This is a genomic window from Pseudoalteromonas sp. 68 DY56-GL68, assembly GCF_041414825.1.
GTDB lineage: Bacteria > Pseudomonadota > Gammaproteobacteria > Enterobacterales > Alteromonadaceae > Pseudoalteromonas.
On sequence record NZ_JAOCZL010000020.1, the window covers coordinates 181,252 to 197,216 of the forward strand.

The following is a 15,965-nucleotide window of genomic DNA, read 5'->3' on the forward strand; positions in this document are numbered from 1 at the left end:
CGCAGTTGTCATTTTTTTGTCGTTGTTAAATTAACCTTTAATTTATTGAAATTAAACAATAATAAATTTGGTATAGTTTGTGCATTTACACTGTCAGACACGATTTTTGAGTAGTTAATTATGGCCTTGGCAAATGTACTAAAACCACAATTTATCACAGCTAATCAATATAACCCATGTTTACAGCAAGAAGAGTATGTGGGGGAATTAAGTGAGCTTCGCCAGCAGGCAAGTTGGCTTAGTCATTTGGTTGATACTATGCCTGCAGGTGTGGTGGTGCTAGATGGGCGCGGCATGATTGCAAAAGCAAATCAAATTGCAATAGACATGCTGGGTGAGCCATTAGAAGGTGAAAAATGGTTTAGCGTTATTCAACGCTCATTTCGCCCTAAGCAAGATGATGGCCATGAGGTGTCACTAAAAGATGGTCGTTTAATTAAGCTCGATATTACAGCTCTAGCTCCTGAGCCTGGGCAACTTATCCTAATGACAGATTTGACCGAAACGCGCAGGTTGCAAAAACGTGTAGCGCATATGCAGCGTTTAAGTGCCCTTGGCAAAATGGTTGCTTCTCTTGCTCATCAAGTCAGGACGCCGCTTTCTGCAGCTATGTTGTATGCTGCAAACTTAGGCTCGAAGCGATTACCAGAAGCATCGCGAGGTAACTTCCATACTAAGTTAATGTCGCGTTTAAAAGATTTAGAAACCCAAGTGAATGACATGCTTTTATTTGCCAAAAGTGGTGAGCAGCAAGTTGTTGAAAGTGTCTCGATGCAACAGCTTTTAAGCGAAGTTAAAGTGGGTGCCGATGCAATGGTTGCCCAAAATCACAGCGAGCTTGTTGTTAGTTTACCTGAGCCAGATATTGAAATAGTCGGTAATAAAACAGCACTGGCAAGTGCCGTTCAAAACCTTATTCATAACAGTATTCAAATAATTGGCAGTCAGGCACGTGTTGAGCTGAGTGCTAAGCGAGATGACAAAGATGAAAATTGCGTGCGCATAAGTGTCAGCGACAATGGCCCAGGTATTGATACTAGTTTAGCAGATAAATTATTTGAACCGTTTTTTACCACTAAAAGCCAAGGCACAGGGCTTGGACTGGCTGTTGTTAGTTCAGTCGCCAATGCCCATCAAGGGCGGGTTGAAGTTTATAACAACGCACATGGTGGTGCCTGTTTTAGTTTGATCTTGCCTATTAGTGCAGAACCTATGTTAGCGGAGGCAAAATGAGTACCCATCCTATTTTAGTCGTTGAAGATGACGCAGGCCTACGAGAAGCGCTGATTGATACACTAGAAATGTCTGGTATTGATTGTATTGCTGCCGACAGTGCCGAGCAGGCAATGGTCTTGTTAAAACAAAATACCTATGCATTGGTAGTCAGTGATGTGCAAATGGGCACTATGAGTGGTCTCGACCTATTGCGCAGCATTAAGCTGAACTACCCAGAATTGCCTGTTTTGATGATGACAGCGTATGCCACCATTGATGATGCGGTTGAAGCAATGCGCCTTGGTGCTATTGACTATATGGCCAAGCCGTTTGCGCCAGAAGTGCTTCTTAATATGGTCAGTCGTTATTTACCAGAGAAAGAAAAAGAGACCGAAGGTCCCATTGTCGCAGATCCATCAAGCATAAAGCTACTTGAGCTGGCCAGTAAAGTGGCTCGCTCTGACGCCAGTGTTATGGTGCTTGGCCCAAGTGGGTCAGGTAAAGAAGTCTTAGCGCGTTATATTCATGATAAATCAAGCCGTGCTGATGCGCCTTTTGTTGCAATTAACTGCGCAGCCATCCCCGAAAACATGCTTGAGGCAACATTATTTGGTTACGAAAAAGGTGCTTTTACAGGCGCTATTCAAGCTTGCCCAGGTAAATTTGAACAGGCGCAAGGTGGCATCATTTTACTTGATGAAATCACTGAGATGGACTTAGGGCTTCAAGCAAAATTACTGCGTGTATTACAAGAGCGTGAAGTGGAGCGACTGGGTAGCCGTAAAACGATTGAACTTGATGTTCGTGTTTTGGCAACCAGCAACCGTGATTTAAAAGACGCTGTTAGTAACAATCTATTTAGAGAAGATTTATACTATCGTTTAAATGTATTCCCCCTAATGTGGCGGCCACTTGCTGAGCGCCCAGGTGACATTATTATTCTTGCTGAGCATTTGATTGAACGACACTGCTTGAAAAGCAAAGAGCCAATTGCACTGATTACAGAAGGCGCAAAGCAAAAGCTTTTAGCGCACACATGGCCTGGTAACGTTCGCGAGCTTGATAATGTTATTCAACGGGCACTCATTTTATGTGATGGCAACAGTATTCATGAGAATGATATTTTCATCGAAGAGTTGTTATCAACAAGTTCAGAGCTAACTCAGCCAGCTCCATCCCATAATGCCCCGATTTATCAAGAGCAGCCTGTAGAGCCTCAACTTGCGAGTATTCCTCAAGTGAACGAGCAAGGTAATTATAAAGACGAACTCAAAGATAAAGAGCATCGTATTATTTTAGAGACGCTAGCCAAATGCCAAGGTAAACGCAAAGAGGTTGCAGAGACTTTAGGAATTAGTCCTCGTACACTTAGGTATAAGTTGGCGCAAATGCGTGATCTTGGGATCGCATTACCAGCCTAATCCATATTTCTTCTTACACAAACAAGCTCACATTATCGTGAGCTTGTTTGCTGTCAAAACTCTGACAACAATAAATATATCAATAAATACTTGTTTTTATTGGTTTTTATTTATGGCACGCTTTGTGCATTTTACTTGATAAGTGAACTGCATCGTCAGAGAGTATTATGAAAATTCAAAACAGCGCATTATTTCAAGAAATGCAATCTATGGCTCTAGAAGCGGGCCGTAGCCAGTCAGTTAATAACTTACCAACACAAGCTCAGCCGACTTCATCAGCACAGTTTGGTGATTTACTTAGTAATGCGCTTGATAACGTTAATGGCCTACAACAAGACGCTAAGCAAAAAGTCACCGCATTAGAGATGGGAGATCGCAGTGTTTCCTTGGCAGAAGTGATGATAGCTTCGCAAAAGTCTTCAGTGGCTTTTGAGGCGACGGTACAAGTAAGAAACAAACTTGTTGAAGCATATAAAGACATTATGAACATGCCTGTTTAACTAGGTAGTGGAGAATTATTGTGGCGCAATCTAATCAATCAACTGATCTAGCCTTAGCAGGTGGTGGAGTCGATTCACCTGATACTGAGGAACAACAAGAGCAAAAGTCTGGATACTTAAGTGCCCTGAACGGTGTGGATGTACTTCGTCAGGTTACGTTAGTTATTGCACTGGCTATCTGTTTGGCAATTGCTATTTTTATTATTATTTGGGCTCGTCAGCCAGATATGCGACCGCTTGGTAAAATGCCAACGGAAGAGCTTATTCAAACTCTCGACTTCTTAGATGCTCAAAAGATTGATTATGAATTAGATGGTAATGTCATTTCGGTTGAAGAAGGTGAATACCAAAATATTAAGCTATTGATGGCTCGTGAAGGCCTTGAGCAAGCGCCAAGCTCAGGTACTGACATCATCATGCAAGATATGGGATTTGGTGTAAGCCAACGTCTTGAACGTGAACGTTTAAAACATGGCCGTGAGCAGCAGCTTGCGCGCACCATTGAAGAGCTAAAAAATGTAACTCGCGCCAAAGTACTTTTAGCTATTCCAAAAGAAAACGTGTTTGCTCGTCGTGAAAAACAGCCTTCTGCTACGGTGGTGCTAACACTGAAGCGTGGCCGCACACTCGATGGTGAAGAAGTTGACTCAGTGGTTGATATTATTGCGTCAGCTGTACAAGGGCTGTCACCTGAGCGCGTCACAGTTACCGATCAAAATGGCCGTTTACTTAACTCAGGCTCACAAAATTCACTGGCAGCTCGCTCACGTAAAGAGTATGAAATTGAGCGCAAACGCGAAGAAGAATATCTTAATAAAATCGATAGTATCCTTATTCCTGTTGTGGGGTTAGGCAACTACACAGCGCAAGTAGATTTGAATATGGACTTTAGTGCTGTTGAAGAAACTCAAAAGCGCTTTAACCCAGATTTACCTGCCGTACGCAGTGAAACAACGTTTGAAGAAAATAACATTGGTGGTTTAGCGGTTGGTATTCCTGGTGCCTTAACAAATCAGCCGCCTGTTAACTCTGATATCCCTGAGGTAGCGGGTCAAGGTGGGGCTGGTACAGCAACTAACCCAAGTCGTTCTCATAAAGAAGCAACCCGTAATTATGAGTTAGATACAACGATTTCACATAAACGTCAGCAAACAGGGGTTATCCGTCGTATTAGTGTATCTGTTGCCGTTGACTACGTGCCTCAAGTCGGTGAAAACGGTGAAACAACAATGGTACCGCGCTCAGTTGAGGCATTGTCAAATATCCGTCGCTTATTACAAGGTGGTGTTGGCTTTGATATGCAGCGTGGTGATGCGCTAGAAGTTGTAACTGTGCCTTTTGTTCGCCAAGATACAGGAGAAGCAATCGAAATACCACTGTGGGAACAAGAGTGGTTTATGAAAATGCTACGTTTAGCGCTGGGCGCATTGGTAATCATTGTACTAATAATTGCTGTTGTTAAACCGATGCTGAAACGCTTAATTTACCCAGATGATACACTGGAAGAATATGATGAAGATGCGCTAAGCTCAGGTATAGATATTGGTGATAGTACACTAGATATGCTAAATAAAGACTTTGACTCGGCTGCTGTAGGATTCTCAAGTGATGGTACACTACAGCTACCAGATTTACATGGCGATGAAGATTTACTTAAAGCAGTGCGAGCACTGGTAGCAAATGAGCCTGAATTGTCTTCACAAGTAGTGAAAGCGTGGTTAACAGAAGATGACTGATCAAGAAAAACAATTACCTGCGGCGTTTGATGTCGACAAATTAGACGGCGTAGATAAAGCAGCGATACTTTTGCTGAGTTTATCAGAAGAGGATGCAGCACAAATCCTAAAACACTTAGAGCCAAAACAGGTTCAAAAAGTCGGGATGGCAATGGCCGCGCTGGATGATTTATCGCAAGCAAAAATTAGCGCTGTGCATAACTTGTTTATTGAACAAATTCAAAGCTTTAGTACTATTGGTTTCCAATCTGAAGACTTTATTAAGAAAGCACTAACCGCAGCCCTCGGTGAAGATAAAGCAGCAAGCTTAATCGATCAGATTGTCATGGGCTCAGGCGCGAAAGGCCTCGATTCGTTAAAATGGATGGACTCAAAACAGGTTGCTAATATTATTCGTAATGAGCACCCGCAGATCCAGACCATTGTTTTATCTTACTTAGAGCCTGAGCAGTCTGCTGAGATCTTGTCGCAGTTCCCAGAAAAAGTGCGCCTCGATTTAACCATGCGTATTGCTAACCTTGAAGAAGTTCAACCTGCGGCACTCCAAGAATTAAACGAAATCATGGAGAAACAGTTTGCTGGTCAAGCAGGTGCGCAAGCAGCGAAAATGGGTGGCTTGAAAGCCGCGGCAGATATCATGAACTACCTAGATACGAATGTTGAAGGTCAGTTGATGGATTCAATCCGTGAGCATGACGAAGAAATGTCGCAACAAATCCAAGACTTAATGTTTGTCTTCGAAAACTTAATGGATGTAGAAGATAGAGGCATTCAAGCGATTCTTCGTGAAGTGCAACAAGATGTACTCATGAAAGCAATCAAAGGTACCGACGAAGCACTAAAAGAAAAGATCCTAAGCAATATGTCAAAACGTGCCGCAGAACTGCTTGCTGATGACTTAGAAGCAATGGGGCCTGTGCGTATTAGTGAAGTAGAAACGGCACAAAAAGAAATTCTGTCAACAGCACGTCGCTTAGCAGATTCAGGTGAAATTATGCTTGGTGGCGGTGGTGGAGAGGAGTTCCTGTAAATCATGGATAAACCATCACTTCACCGAGGTAAACCTGTTCACGCCAGCGAAGCGGTTGATGAACTTTTAGAAAATTGGCCAATTCCTGATGTTGAACAAGATACTCGCAAGTATGCGGGACGCTCTACTGCATTTGGCACGCCTTTAGCTGATTTATATCGTAAAGAGCAAGAAAAAGCATCTGCAAAGGAAGAGCCTGAAGAGCCAGAAATACCCGCATTAACAATGGCTGAGCTAGAAAAAATTCGTCAAGATGCGTTTGAGGAAGGTTTAAAACAAGGCCATGAACAAGGCTATATTGATGGCTTTGAAAAGGGCGTAGGTGAAGGTAAAGAAGCCGGCTACAAAGAAGGTGTAGAGTTAGGTAAAACTCAAGGCCAAGAAGAAGTTAAACCTATAATCGAAGAGCAACTCACGATATTACGTGGCTTACTTGATAGCCTATCAAATCCTTTATCACAAGTGGATGAAAGCGCTGAAAAACAGCTTGTGCAACTGGCTGTGATGTTAAGTGAGTCACTGATTTTTCAAGAAATTAAAACCTCGCCAGATATTGTTTTACATGCGTTAAAGCAGGCGATAGATGCATTAGGTGATGAGCAAACAAAAGTCCGTATTCACTTACACCCTGATGATATTAAACTTGTCACAGAAAGTTATGGTGAACAAACTGTTGCAGATAATCACTGGCAGTTAGTGGCAGAACCGACCCTTGAACGCGGTGGATGTGAAGTTAAAACACCTCAGTCATCAATAGATATGACCGTAAAAACCCGCGTCAAAGAAACATTGGAAAACTTTTTGCATAACAGTGGTATCTAACCACTGTTTAGGCTCAGTATGAGTAGTCAAACACCCCTTGGCGAACGCTTAAAGCGTTATGAAAAGCATATAAAAGTCAGTAAGCCTGCTGTCGCAGGCATTTTGACGCGCGTTGTTGGTTTAACTCTGGAAGCGAAAGGTCTTCGCGCACCGGTTGGTAGCCAGTGCAAAATTGAAACGATCAATGGTTATGTTGATGCTGAGGTTGTTGGTTTTAATGAGCAAACCTTATATTTAATGCCGAATGATCATATTTCCGGCGTGTTACCTGGCGCACGGGTTATTCCTCAAGTTAACGAAACAGGTTTGCCTGTAGGTATGAGTCTACTCGGTCGTGTTATTGATGGTCTTGGTCGTCCACTTGACGGTTTAGGTGCAATTAAGGCTGAGCACTATCTGAAGTTTGCACAAAACGCGATTAACCCCCTTGCTAGACGTCCAATTAGCCAGCCAATGGATGTTGGGGTGCGGGCGATCAATTCCGTTATCACTGTTGGACAAGGTCAGCGTATGGGCTTATTTGCAGGCTCAGGTGTGGGTAAGTCAGTGTTACTTGGCATGATGACCAGAGGCTCAGAAGCCGACGTCATCGTGGTTGGCTTAGTGGGAGAGCGTGGCCGTGAGGTAAAAGAATTTATTGAAGAGATTCTTGGTGTTGAAGGGCGTAAACGTTCCGTTGTTGTTGCTGCACCTGCTGATGCATCACCGCTTATGCGTTTAAAAGGCTGTGAAAGTGCCGTCACAATTGCCGAATATTTTCGTGATCAAGGTCTCAATGTGTTACTGCTGCTTGATTCAGTGACTCGTTACGCGATGGCGCAGCGTGAAATCGCGCTCGCTGTAGGCGAGCCCCCGGCAACAAAAGGTTATCCGCCTTCCGTGTTTGCAAAATTACCCGCGTTAGTTGAGCGTGCTGGTAACGGTGGTGAAGGCCAAGGCTCTATTACTGCATTTTTTACTGTGCTGAGCGAGGGGGATGACATGCAAGACCCTATTGCCGATTCTGCCCGCGCTATTTTGGACGGTCATATCGTGTTATCGCGAGACTTAGCTGATAGTGGTCATTATCCTGCCATCGATATAGAAAAGTCTATTTCACGGGTTATGCCGCAAGTTGTTTCAGAGCCGCATATGCAACAAGCAAGAGTGCTTAAACAAGTCTATTCTATGTACCAGCAGAATAAAGATATGATTACGCTGGGTGCTTATCAAAAAGGAACAGATCCTATGCTTGATCAAGCAATTAATATGATGCCAGCAGTGAATCAGTTTTTACAACAAGGCATGAAAGATGTGATCAGCTATGACGATGGCTTACAAGGCCTAGCACAACTGTTAGGACAAGCATAATGGCTAAAAATAAACTTGATCTGTTACTAAAGCTTGAAAATGATAAAGAAGAATCGCTGCGTATGGATTACTTAAAAGCACAGCAACACTTGCAAAGTAATCAACAAAAGCTACAAGGCTTAAATAACTTTCGTCTTGAATATTCACAGCAACTGCATACCAAAGGGCGTTCAGGGTTATCAAGCGCAGGCTTTAGCCAGTACCACTCGTTTATTGCCAAAATAGAAGAAGCGATTCGTCAACAGGCAAGCACCGTGAATACCGCAAAGCAAGTCGTTGCGCAGCGAAAAACTTTGTGGTTAAAACAGCAAGTTAAAGCAAAAGCAGTTGCTAAGCTTATCGAAAAACAGGCAATTAAGCAGGCCGCGGCAGTAGCTAAAAGTGAGCAAAAGATGCTGGACGAGTTCGCTTCAAATCAATTCTATCAACGCCAGTTGAAAAATCCAACACTGTAATTTTTTAGGCATATAATTTGCATTCGTACTTGCTAGTAGCATTTATTTTGGCACTTACGGCGGCAAATTGCCCCTTTAAACTCAGGTGAATTATGGCGATCAGTGAAATTAATTTGCAAGTAAAAACAGAGCAAGGTACTGGTTTTTCAAGTAAAGAAACAGATTCTTCAGAGCAATCATCAGATGTAAGCTTTTTATCAACGCTTACACAAGCCCATGATGCGGCAAATGAAACCACCAGTAAGGATCGTCAAAGTGAACCTGCCAAACAAGTGGATGATTCAAAGCCGTCAGAAACAGCCGAAGATGAGTCTAAAAGTGAAGACAACACATTATTATCGCAAATTAATGCATCGCAAGCGATGAGTACCCACGTTAACGTCATCAATAACGCAGAAGCTGAACAGCCTGCGAGTGCTGCTAATACACAAAGTACTAAACCTGACGGAGCGTCAGTAAAAGACACGACTTCTGTTGCCAGCTTAATCGAAAAATCAAAGGTTGCGACAGCCGTTAATAACGAATTGAACGCTGCTAATTTACCACCAAAAGATAAAGTTGAACCAGTGGTGGGTAAAGCTGAAGCGCTGGTGGATAAAGTTGCAACTCAAAGCGGTGCACAAATAGATAAGCAACTTAACACTGATGAGTCAAAAGTTGCTATGCAAAGTGAGCCAAAAGTGGCAGCAGAACTAACGAAAGCTGCGAGCATTAGTGATGAACAAACAGTCCGTATACTCGCTCAGCTACAAAAAGGAGATGGCCAAGCCGTTAGTCAATTAGCTAAAGAGTTTGCTTTATCACCAGAACAACAGGCTAAGTTAGAACAGCAAGTTGCTGAATTAAAAGCAAACGGCGAACTCAAAAACAGTGATATTAAAGCGATTAAATCACTGCTTAGTGAAGTATTGAACACTCAATCTAGTAATAACCCAGTTAAGAGTGACAATGCTTTACAAAATAATGAGCAAGTTCTTGCAAATGAAAGTAAAGATACGAGCAATAAATTACCTCAATCAATAGAAAAGCAAATAAGCGCACTGACTAAAAATGAGCAACAAGTTTTATTGAATAAAGTGAATGAGCAGTTACAAACATTGCCTGAAGATTCTGAGCAATATAACAAGTTATCCGCAGTGCAAGCACGTTTAACTGAGGCTGTAAATCATTCAGATAAGAGCGCGGCCATCACAAGCTATGCGGCGGCGCAGTCAAATAAAGACAGCACTTCGCGTTCAGAACTGGCATCAGCTAAACCATCTGTAGATGTGATTGCAGAGGATGAATCACTTAGTGAAGCTGAGATTTTAGCTGTGAAGGAAGCAACCAAAGAGCCTGCATCAGCACGTGTTGTGCAATTATTCAATCAATTAGCAGCACAGACAACGACAGCACAACCAAGTGCCTATGAACTTGCAGCGCAGCAGCACGAACAAGCACTTGAGCTACAAAATATACAAACACAATCGGTACAACAGACGAGCAGTAAAACGGTGAGTGTTGACCCAGGCTTCATGCAAGCGATAAATATTGTAAAAAGCGACGCTGCTAAAATGTTGCAAGAGCGAGTCAGTGCATTATTAAATATCAATAATAAAGAAGCTGAAATTCGTCTCGACCCACCGGAAATGGGCAGTATGCACATTCGTATCCGTAGTGATGCGGAGCAAGCGCAAATTAACTTTGTGGTTCAAAACCAGCAAGCGAAAGAAGCGCTTGAGCAATCAATGCCACGCCTGCGCGAAATGTTGGCGCAGCAAGGTATTGAACTTGGTGAGAGTAGTATTCAACAAGGTGAATCTGGAGCGCAGCAAGACCCCGAACAAGGGCAAGGGAATCTAGCGGGTAATCAACATGAAGAAGAAAGTCAGACTAACACTGCTGCAACAAATGTCGAAACTTCTCGACAACAATCTTCATCATCAATAGATTACTATGCTTAAGTCCTGCTATTATAAGAAATAAATTAGTTACAGTATGTACTGCTTAAATAATATGCTGTAATCGTGAAGGAAGTGATAATGGCTGAAGATGTAAATTTAGAAATAGAAGATACCGGTAAAAGTAAAAAAAAGTTGATCATCATTATAGCTGTCGTTGCTATTGTGGTGGCAGCTGGCGCAGGTTATTTTCTATTTTCGGGTGATGATGCACCCGCTGAGTCACTTGCCGATGAAACAACCGTAGCCAATAATGCTGCAGCACCTTCAAGCTCTGCAGAAGTGGGCTCTGCGCTCTATGTTGCGATGCCACGTCCATTTGTTTTCAATGTACCTGGTGCTAGTCGAGATCGTATAGTGCAAATAAAAGTACAGCTTTTAGTGCGCGGCGAAGTCAATGAAGAAACAGCCAAAAAGCACATTCCTTTGATTGAGAGCACTTTATTAAGTGTACTTTCTACCACAACCGCCGACGAGTTGGGTACTAGCGAAGGAAAAGAAACGGTGCGAGTAGCTGCACTTGAAAAAGTTCAATCTGCATTAAACGATGTTGAGGGCAGTAAAGTGATTGAGCGGGTATTGTTTACCGGCTTTGTGATGCAATAAGGGGTCAGCGTGAGCGATTTATTATCCCAAGACGAAATTGATGCGCTATTACATGGTGTCGATGAAGTCGAAGAGGAAGATATTGGCGAAAGTGGTGATTCGGACAGTAGTACGCTTCAGTATGACTTTTCATCACAAGATCGTATTGTCCGTGGTCGTATGCCGACCTTGGAAATCGTCAACGAGCGCTTTGCAAGGCATATGCGGATCAGCTTATTTAACATGATGCGCCGTACCGCCGAAGTGTCTATCAACGGCGTGCAAATGATCAAGTTCGGCGAATACATCCATACTTTGTTTGTACCGACAAGTTTGAATATGGTACGTTTTCGTCCTCTCAAGGGGACAGGGTTAATTACCATGGAAGCACGCTTAGTGTTTATTTTGGTAGATAACTTTTTTGGTGGGGACGGGCGCTATCATGCCAAAATAGAGGGCCGCGAATTTACCCCTACTGAACGTCGTATCGTACAAATGCTACTTAAAATAATCTTCGAAGATTATAAAGAAGCATGGGCACCTGTCATGGACGTGTCATTTGAATACCTAGACTCTGAAGTTAACCCCGCAATGGCAAACATCGTGAGCCCAACAGAGGTTGTGGTAATTAGCTCATTTCATATTGAGCTAGACGGTGGTGGCGGTGATTTTCATATTGCACTGCCTTACTCAATGCTTGAGCCTATTCGTGAGCTACTTGATGCCGGTGTACAATCTGATACTGAAGATACAGATTTACGTTGGAGTAAAGCATTACGTGATGAAATTATGGATGTTGAAGTTGATTTATCGACCCAACTGCTTGAAGTCGATTTATCACTCGAACAAATAATGGAGCTCAAAGCCGGCGATATTATACCGGTTGAAATGCCAGAGCATATCACAGTGTTTATTGAAGAACTGCCAACCTTTAGGGCGAAAATGGGTCGCTCAAGAGATAATGTGGCACTTCAAATCAGCGAAAAAATTAAACGTCCTGAATCAGTTAAGTCGGAACTACATGTGTTTACAAAAGGTGGTAAAAAACTTGATTCAGATGCAGAATTAGCAGAACTAGAAGATGATTTGCACCTATCTGAAGGTGTTGATTTAGACTGGTAGTCGATTTATAAGGTTAAATATAATGAGTGATGATCAAGATACAATGGACGAATGGGCTGCGGCATTAGCCGAAGCTGAGGAAGCCGAAAATGGCACAGGTGAAGCTGCCGTCGCAGAACTTGATGAGCTTAAAGATGAAAAGCATGAATTGTCTGGCGAAGAAAAACGCAAGCTTGATACTATTTTAGATATTCCGGTTACTATTTCTATGGAAGTAGGGCGCTCAAAAATAAATATCCGTAACTTATTACAACTCAACCAAGGTTCAGTTGTTGAGTTAGACCGTGTTGCTGGTGAACCTCTTGATGTGTTAGTCAATGGCACCTTGATAGCGCACGGTGAGGTGGTCGTTGTTAATGATAAATTTGGTATTCGTCTTACAGATGTAATTAGCCAAGTTGAGCGAATTAAAAAACTACGATGATTACTTTAGCAGCACTAACAAGTGTAACCAGCACTACAATGCCTACAGCATCACCGACGGCAGATATTCTGTCTATGGTGATGTCGCTGTTTTTAGTACTTGTGGTTATTGTTGTACTTGCCTTCTTTGTCAAAAAACTTAACCCCAATCTAACCAACAGTGATGAGTTTAAGGTGATTCGTAGTTTACCGCTTGGTTCGCGAGAGCGCCTAATGGTAGTAGAGATAGATAACAGCCAGCACTTAATTGGTGTGACGCCTCACAGTATAAATTACCTACATAAGCTTGAAACACCGCTCAAAGAAAAGGAATTGCCTGAACTAGCAAAACGATTTGGCAGTTTACTTAACACTCAATCATCTATAAATAAAAAGAACTAACGCTATGATCAAGTGGCTACTTATTTTAGCAAGTGTACTGTTTTTACCTTCTGTTCATGCTGAGGGTATCGAAGCACTCACTATTACAACGAATCCTGATGGCTCGCAAGATTACTCTGTAACCTTACAAGTCCTTGCAATTATGACTGCGCTGAGCTTCATTCCTGCCGCAGTTATTATGATGACCTCATTTACTCGTATTATTGTTGTGCTCGCTATTTTGCGTCAAGCAATTGGTTTACAACAAACGCCCTCTAATCAAATATTACTTGGTATGTCGCTATTTTTAAGCATTTTCATCATGGCACCGATTTATCAGCAGGTAAATGAGCGGGCAATCGAGCCATATTTGAATGAGCAAGTGACGTCAGTACAGGCATTAGAGCTTGCAAAAGAACCCATGAAAGCGTTTATGCTTTCCCAAGTACGTATTAAAGATCTAGAGACTTTTGCAAAGATCGCAGGTCACGATAAGCTTGACTCTCCAGAAGACACACCGCTAATCGTGCTTATTCCTGCGTTTGTAACAAGTGAACTACAAACCGCATTTATTATCGGTTTTATGTTCTTTATACCGTTTCTCATAGTCGATTTGGTAGTTGCATCAGTACTTATGGCAATGGGTATGATGATGTTGTCGCCAATGATTGTATCTTTACCCTTTAAAATTATGCTGTTTGTTTTAGTCGATGGGTGGAGTCTTGTGATGGGGACCCTTGCAAAGAGCTTTGGTCTAGGGGTCTAGCGATGCTTAATGTGACCAATAGCAACTAGGAGCGATACGATGGAACCAGAAATCTTTGTTGATATTCTCAGTGGCGCACTTTTCTTAGTGATTAAATTAGTCTCGGCAATCGTTGTACCTGGTTTATTAGTGGGACTGGTTGTGGCTGTTTTCCAAGCGGCTACATCAATTAATGAGCAAACGTTAAGTTTTTTACCGCGTTTATTGATAACAATTAGCGCATTAATAATCGGTGGTCATTGGTTTACTCAAGAGCTGATGGATTACTTTAATGGTTTAGTATTATCAATTCCAGAGATTGCAGGGTAAATGGAATTTCCATTTGCAGTGGTCATTCAGTGGTTAAGTGACTTTTTACTACCGCTGGTGCGCATTAGCTCCATGATTATGATAATGGCGGGCCTAGGCGCAAAAAACGTTCCTGCACGTATAAAATTAGGTTTGGCGGTAGTTATAACCTTAGTAGCCGTGCCTGTATTACCTCCGGCGAGTTTTACTAACTTGTTTTCGTTTGAAATGATACTGGTCGTTATTCAACAAATGTTGATTGGTGTTGCTATTGGCTTTGCATCTGTTTTGCTGCTTAATACCTTTGTGCTGGCAGGGCAAATATTGGCAATGCAAACCGGTCTTGGTTTTGCGTCAGTGGTTGACCCTTCAAATGGTTTAAGCGTACCTGCGGTGGGTCAATTTTATCTCATATTAGCGACGTTATTGTTTTTTGTGTTCAATGGGCATTTGATGATGATTCAAATGGTCATCCACAGTTTTCAAATTTTACCAATTGATGGTAGCTGGTGGTCAGTGGACCATTACTGGGATATCGTCACTTGGGGTGGCTGGATGTTCACCACAGCCCTCGTTTTAGCCTTAGCGCCATTGACAGCCATGCTAGTCATTAACATGTCGTTCGGGGTGATGACACGTGCAGCACCACAGCTTAATATTTTCTCGATTGGTTTCCCGTTCACCTTAGTGGCTGGTCTTGTGATCATTTGGGCGACGCTGGGCAACTTTATGACTCAGTTCGAGTTCCAGTGGCTGAAAATGGTTGAGTTGATGTGTAGCCTTGTTGGTTGTACCCCTTAGGAGCGTGCTATGGCTGAAGATTCAGGTCAAGAAAAAACCGAAGAACCCACAAGTAAAAAAATAGAAGACGCGAAGAAAAAAGGTCAAGTAGCTCGTTCGAAAGAGCTTGGTACAATGTTTGTTCTCATGTTTTCTGCTATTTCGCTGCTTTTGTACGGGCCAGAAATTGGCAAAGGCTTGTATAACGTGATGGGGCGATTGCTTAGCTTAAATCGTAATGAAACCTATGACACCACAAAAATGTTCTCGGTTTGGGGTGTTGTGGGTGATGCCTTGCTCTTTCCTATGGCGATGTTTGTTTTTATCATCGTTATTGCTGCTTTTATTGGTAATACCTTATTGGGGGGCTTTAATTTTAGTTGGAAAGCCGCTGCGCCCAAAGCCAATAAAATGTCTCCAGCTAAAGGCATAAAACGTATGCTAGGCCCACAAGCGGGGGTTGAATTGGTGAAGTCGCTGCTAAAATTTGCGGTTGTGGCTGGTTTTGCAGTGTTTTTAATTAATACCTTTTTCGATGAGATACTGCATCTGAGTATAGAAAGTGCGCCTGGTAATATTATCCACTCCCTTGAGATTTTATCGTGGATGTTTTTAGGGCTGACATGTACTTTAATTGTTATTGCAGCTATTGATGCGCCTTACCAAAGTCATAAGCATCATAAAGAGCTGAAAATGACACTTCAAGAAGTCAAAGATGAGTATAAAAACTCAGAAGGTGACCCTCAAATAAAAGCACGTATTCGTCGTACGCAACGAGAAATGTCGCAACGACGAATGATGCAAGATGTGCCAGATGCAGATGTTATTGTCACCAACCCGACTCACTATTCTGTTGCCATTAAATATGACACAGCAAAAGCAGGGGCGCCTATCGTACTTGCTAAAGGCCTTGATGAGCTTGCTATGCAAATTCGTAAAGTGGGCAAAGGTAATGATGTTCCTATCGTTGAGTCGCCAGTACTTACGCGTGCGCTTTATCATACGACAGAAGTTGGACAGCAGATACCCGATCAACTGTTCACCGCGGTTGCACAAGTACTTGCTTATGTATTTCAGCTAAAACGCTTCAAAAAAGGTCGTGGTAAACGCCCAATCCCACTGAATAAAAAACTGCCAATACCTGATGATTATAAATATTAGCGAGTCGCTTT

At 42.5% G+C, this 15,965-nt stretch carries 17 protein-coding genes; all 17 read left to right on the forward strand.

Annotated elements, in window-relative coordinates; translation table 11 throughout:
- Nucleotides 1–120 precede the first annotated feature (120 nt).
- The 17 genes from NYF15_RS12635 (at nt 121) to flhB (ending at nt 15,954) form a co-directional block, all read left to right on the forward strand.
- Nucleotides 121–1,233, forward strand: coding sequence for an ATP-binding protein (locus NYF15_RS12635; protein WP_237118132.1), 1,113 nt, complete (start codon nt 121–123; stop codon nt 1,231–1,233).
- Nucleotides 1,230–2,636, forward strand: a complete 1,407-nt coding sequence (locus tag NYF15_RS12640; protein WP_371353757.1) for a sigma-54-dependent transcriptional regulator — start codon at nt 1,230–1,232, stop codon at nt 2,634–2,636. The genes NYF15_RS12635 and NYF15_RS12640 overlap by 4 nt, the downstream gene beginning before the upstream one ends.
- Before the next feature lie 167 nt (nt 2,637–2,803).
- Complete coding sequence (gene fliE / locus NYF15_RS12645; protein ID WP_062569723.1) at nt 2,804–3,136, forward strand: flagellar hook-basal body complex protein FliE; 333 nt, start codon at nt 2,804–2,806, stop codon at nt 3,134–3,136.
- A gap of 20 nt (nt 3,137–3,156) precedes the next feature.
- Nucleotides 3,157–4,872, forward strand: coding sequence for a flagellar basal-body MS-ring/collar protein FliF (gene fliF / locus NYF15_RS12650; protein ID WP_130150473.1), 1,716 nt, complete (start codon nt 3,157–3,159; stop codon nt 4,870–4,872).
- The gene (gene fliG, locus NYF15_RS12655; RefSeq protein WP_062569725.1) at nt 4,865–5,902 is read left to right on the forward strand and encodes a flagellar motor switch protein FliG; all 1,038 of its coding nucleotides are present in this window, start codon (nt 4,865–4,867) and stop codon (nt 5,900–5,902) included. The genes fliF and fliG overlap by 8 nt, the downstream gene beginning before the upstream one ends.
- 3 nt (nt 5,903–5,905) lie before the next feature.
- Entirely contained in the window at nt 5,906–6,724 is an 819-nt protein-coding gene (gene fliH / locus NYF15_RS12660) for a flagellar assembly protein FliH (RefSeq protein WP_371353758.1), read from the forward strand.
- 18 nt (nt 6,725–6,742) lie between these two features.
- Nucleotides 6,743–8,074 carry a flagellar protein export ATPase FliI gene (fliI, locus tag NYF15_RS12665; protein ID WP_371353759.1) on the forward strand — a complete coding sequence of 444 codons (1,332 nt, stop codon included), beginning with the start codon at nt 6,743–6,745 and terminating at the stop codon, nt 8,072–8,074.
- A complete protein-coding gene (gene fliJ, locus NYF15_RS12670; protein ID WP_062569728.1) occupies nt 8,074–8,529 on the forward strand; it encodes a flagellar export protein FliJ in 456 nt (151 codons plus the stop codon). The genes fliI and fliJ overlap by 1 nt, the downstream gene beginning before the upstream one ends.
- A gap of 92 nt (nt 8,530–8,621) precedes the next feature.
- Complete coding sequence (locus NYF15_RS12675) at nt 8,622–10,472, forward strand: flagellar hook-length control protein FliK (protein WP_371353760.1); 1,851 nt, start codon at nt 8,622–8,624, stop codon at nt 10,470–10,472.
- Nucleotides 10,473–10,550: 78 nt separating this feature from the next.
- Nucleotides 10,551–11,075 carry a flagellar basal body-associated protein FliL gene (gene fliL, locus NYF15_RS12680; RefSeq protein WP_062569730.1) on the forward strand — a complete coding sequence of 175 codons (525 nt, stop codon included), beginning with the start codon at nt 10,551–10,553 and terminating at the stop codon, nt 11,073–11,075.
- Between the two features lie 9 nt (nt 11,076–11,084).
- Entirely contained in the window at nt 11,085–12,176 is a 1,092-nt protein-coding gene (gene fliM / locus NYF15_RS12685; protein ID WP_062569731.1) for a flagellar motor switch protein FliM, read from the forward strand.
- Between the two features lie 22 nt (nt 12,177–12,198).
- The gene (gene fliN / locus NYF15_RS12690) at nt 12,199–12,600 is read left to right on the forward strand and encodes a flagellar motor switch protein FliN (RefSeq protein ID WP_062569732.1); all 402 of its coding nucleotides are present in this window, start codon (nt 12,199–12,201) and stop codon (nt 12,598–12,600) included.
- On the forward strand, nt 12,597–12,980 hold the full coding sequence (gene fliO / locus NYF15_RS12695) for a flagellar biosynthetic protein FliO (RefSeq protein ID WP_130150476.1): 384 nt from the start codon (nt 12,597–12,599) through the stop codon (nt 12,978–12,980). Before fliN ends, fliO begins: the two co-directional genes overlap by 4 nt.
- 4 nt (nt 12,981–12,984) lie before the next feature.
- Nucleotides 12,985–13,725: a flagellar type III secretion system pore protein FliP gene (gene fliP / locus NYF15_RS12700; protein WP_062569734.1), complete on the forward strand. Its 741-nt coding sequence runs from the start codon at nt 12,985–12,987 to the stop codon at nt 13,723–13,725.
- A gap of 39 nt (nt 13,726–13,764) precedes the next feature.
- A complete protein-coding gene (fliQ, locus tag NYF15_RS12705; RefSeq protein WP_062569735.1) occupies nt 13,765–14,034 on the forward strand; it encodes a flagellar biosynthesis protein FliQ in 270 nt (89 codons plus the stop codon).
- On the forward strand, nt 14,035–14,814 hold the full coding sequence (fliR, locus tag NYF15_RS12710) for a flagellar biosynthetic protein FliR (RefSeq protein WP_371353761.1): 780 nt from the start codon (nt 14,035–14,037) through the stop codon (nt 14,812–14,814).
- A 9-nt stretch (nt 14,815–14,823) separates the two neighbouring features.
- Nucleotides 14,824–15,954 carry a flagellar biosynthesis protein FlhB gene (gene flhB / locus NYF15_RS12715; protein WP_062569737.1) on the forward strand — a complete coding sequence of 377 codons (1,131 nt, stop codon included), beginning with the start codon at nt 14,824–14,826 and terminating at the stop codon, nt 15,952–15,954.
- The last annotated feature ends 11 nt before the right edge of the window (nt 15,955–15,965 follow it).

Excerpts from the sequence above, each read along its gene's own strand:
- NYF15_RS12635 (WP_237118132.1), top strand. The coding sequence starts at position 121 with ATGGCCTTGGCAAATGTACTAAAACCACAATTTATCACAGCTAATCAA.
- NYF15_RS12640 (WP_371353757.1), top strand. The coding sequence starts at position 1,230 with ATGAGTACCCATCCTATTTTAGTCGTTGAAGATGACGCAGGCCTACGA.
- fliE (WP_062569723.1), top strand. The coding sequence starts at position 2,804 with ATGAAAATTCAAAACAGCGCATTATTTCAAGAAATGCAATCTATGGCT.
- fliG (WP_062569725.1), top strand. The coding sequence starts at position 4,865 with ATGACTGATCAAGAAAAACAATTACCTGCGGCGTTTGATGTCGACAAA.
- fliH (WP_371353758.1), top strand. The coding sequence starts at position 5,906 with ATGGATAAACCATCACTTCACCGAGGTAAACCTGTTCACGCCAGCGAA.
- fliI (WP_371353759.1), top strand. The coding sequence starts at position 6,743 with ATGAGTAGTCAAACACCCCTTGGCGAACGCTTAAAGCGTTATGAAAAG.
- fliJ (WP_062569728.1), top strand. The coding sequence starts at position 8,074 with ATGGCTAAAAATAAACTTGATCTGTTACTAAAGCTTGAAAATGATAAA.
- NYF15_RS12675 (WP_371353760.1), top strand. The coding sequence starts at position 8,622 with ATGGCGATCAGTGAAATTAATTTGCAAGTAAAAACAGAGCAAGGTACT.
- fliL (WP_062569730.1), top strand. The coding sequence starts at position 10,551 with ATGGCTGAAGATGTAAATTTAGAAATAGAAGATACCGGTAAAAGTAAA.
- fliN (WP_062569732.1), top strand. The coding sequence starts at position 12,199 with ATGAGTGATGATCAAGATACAATGGACGAATGGGCTGCGGCATTAGCC.
- fliO (WP_130150476.1), top strand. The coding sequence starts at position 12,597 with ATGATTACTTTAGCAGCACTAACAAGTGTAACCAGCACTACAATGCCT.
- fliP (WP_062569734.1), top strand. The coding sequence starts at position 12,985 with ATGATCAAGTGGCTACTTATTTTAGCAAGTGTACTGTTTTTACCTTCT.
- fliQ (WP_062569735.1), top strand. The coding sequence starts at position 13,765 with ATGGAACCAGAAATCTTTGTTGATATTCTCAGTGGCGCACTTTTCTTA.
- fliR (WP_371353761.1), top strand. The coding sequence starts at position 14,035 with ATGGAATTTCCATTTGCAGTGGTCATTCAGTGGTTAAGTGACTTTTTA.
- flhB (WP_062569737.1), top strand. The coding sequence starts at position 14,824 with ATGGCTGAAGATTCAGGTCAAGAAAAAACCGAAGAACCCACAAGTAAA.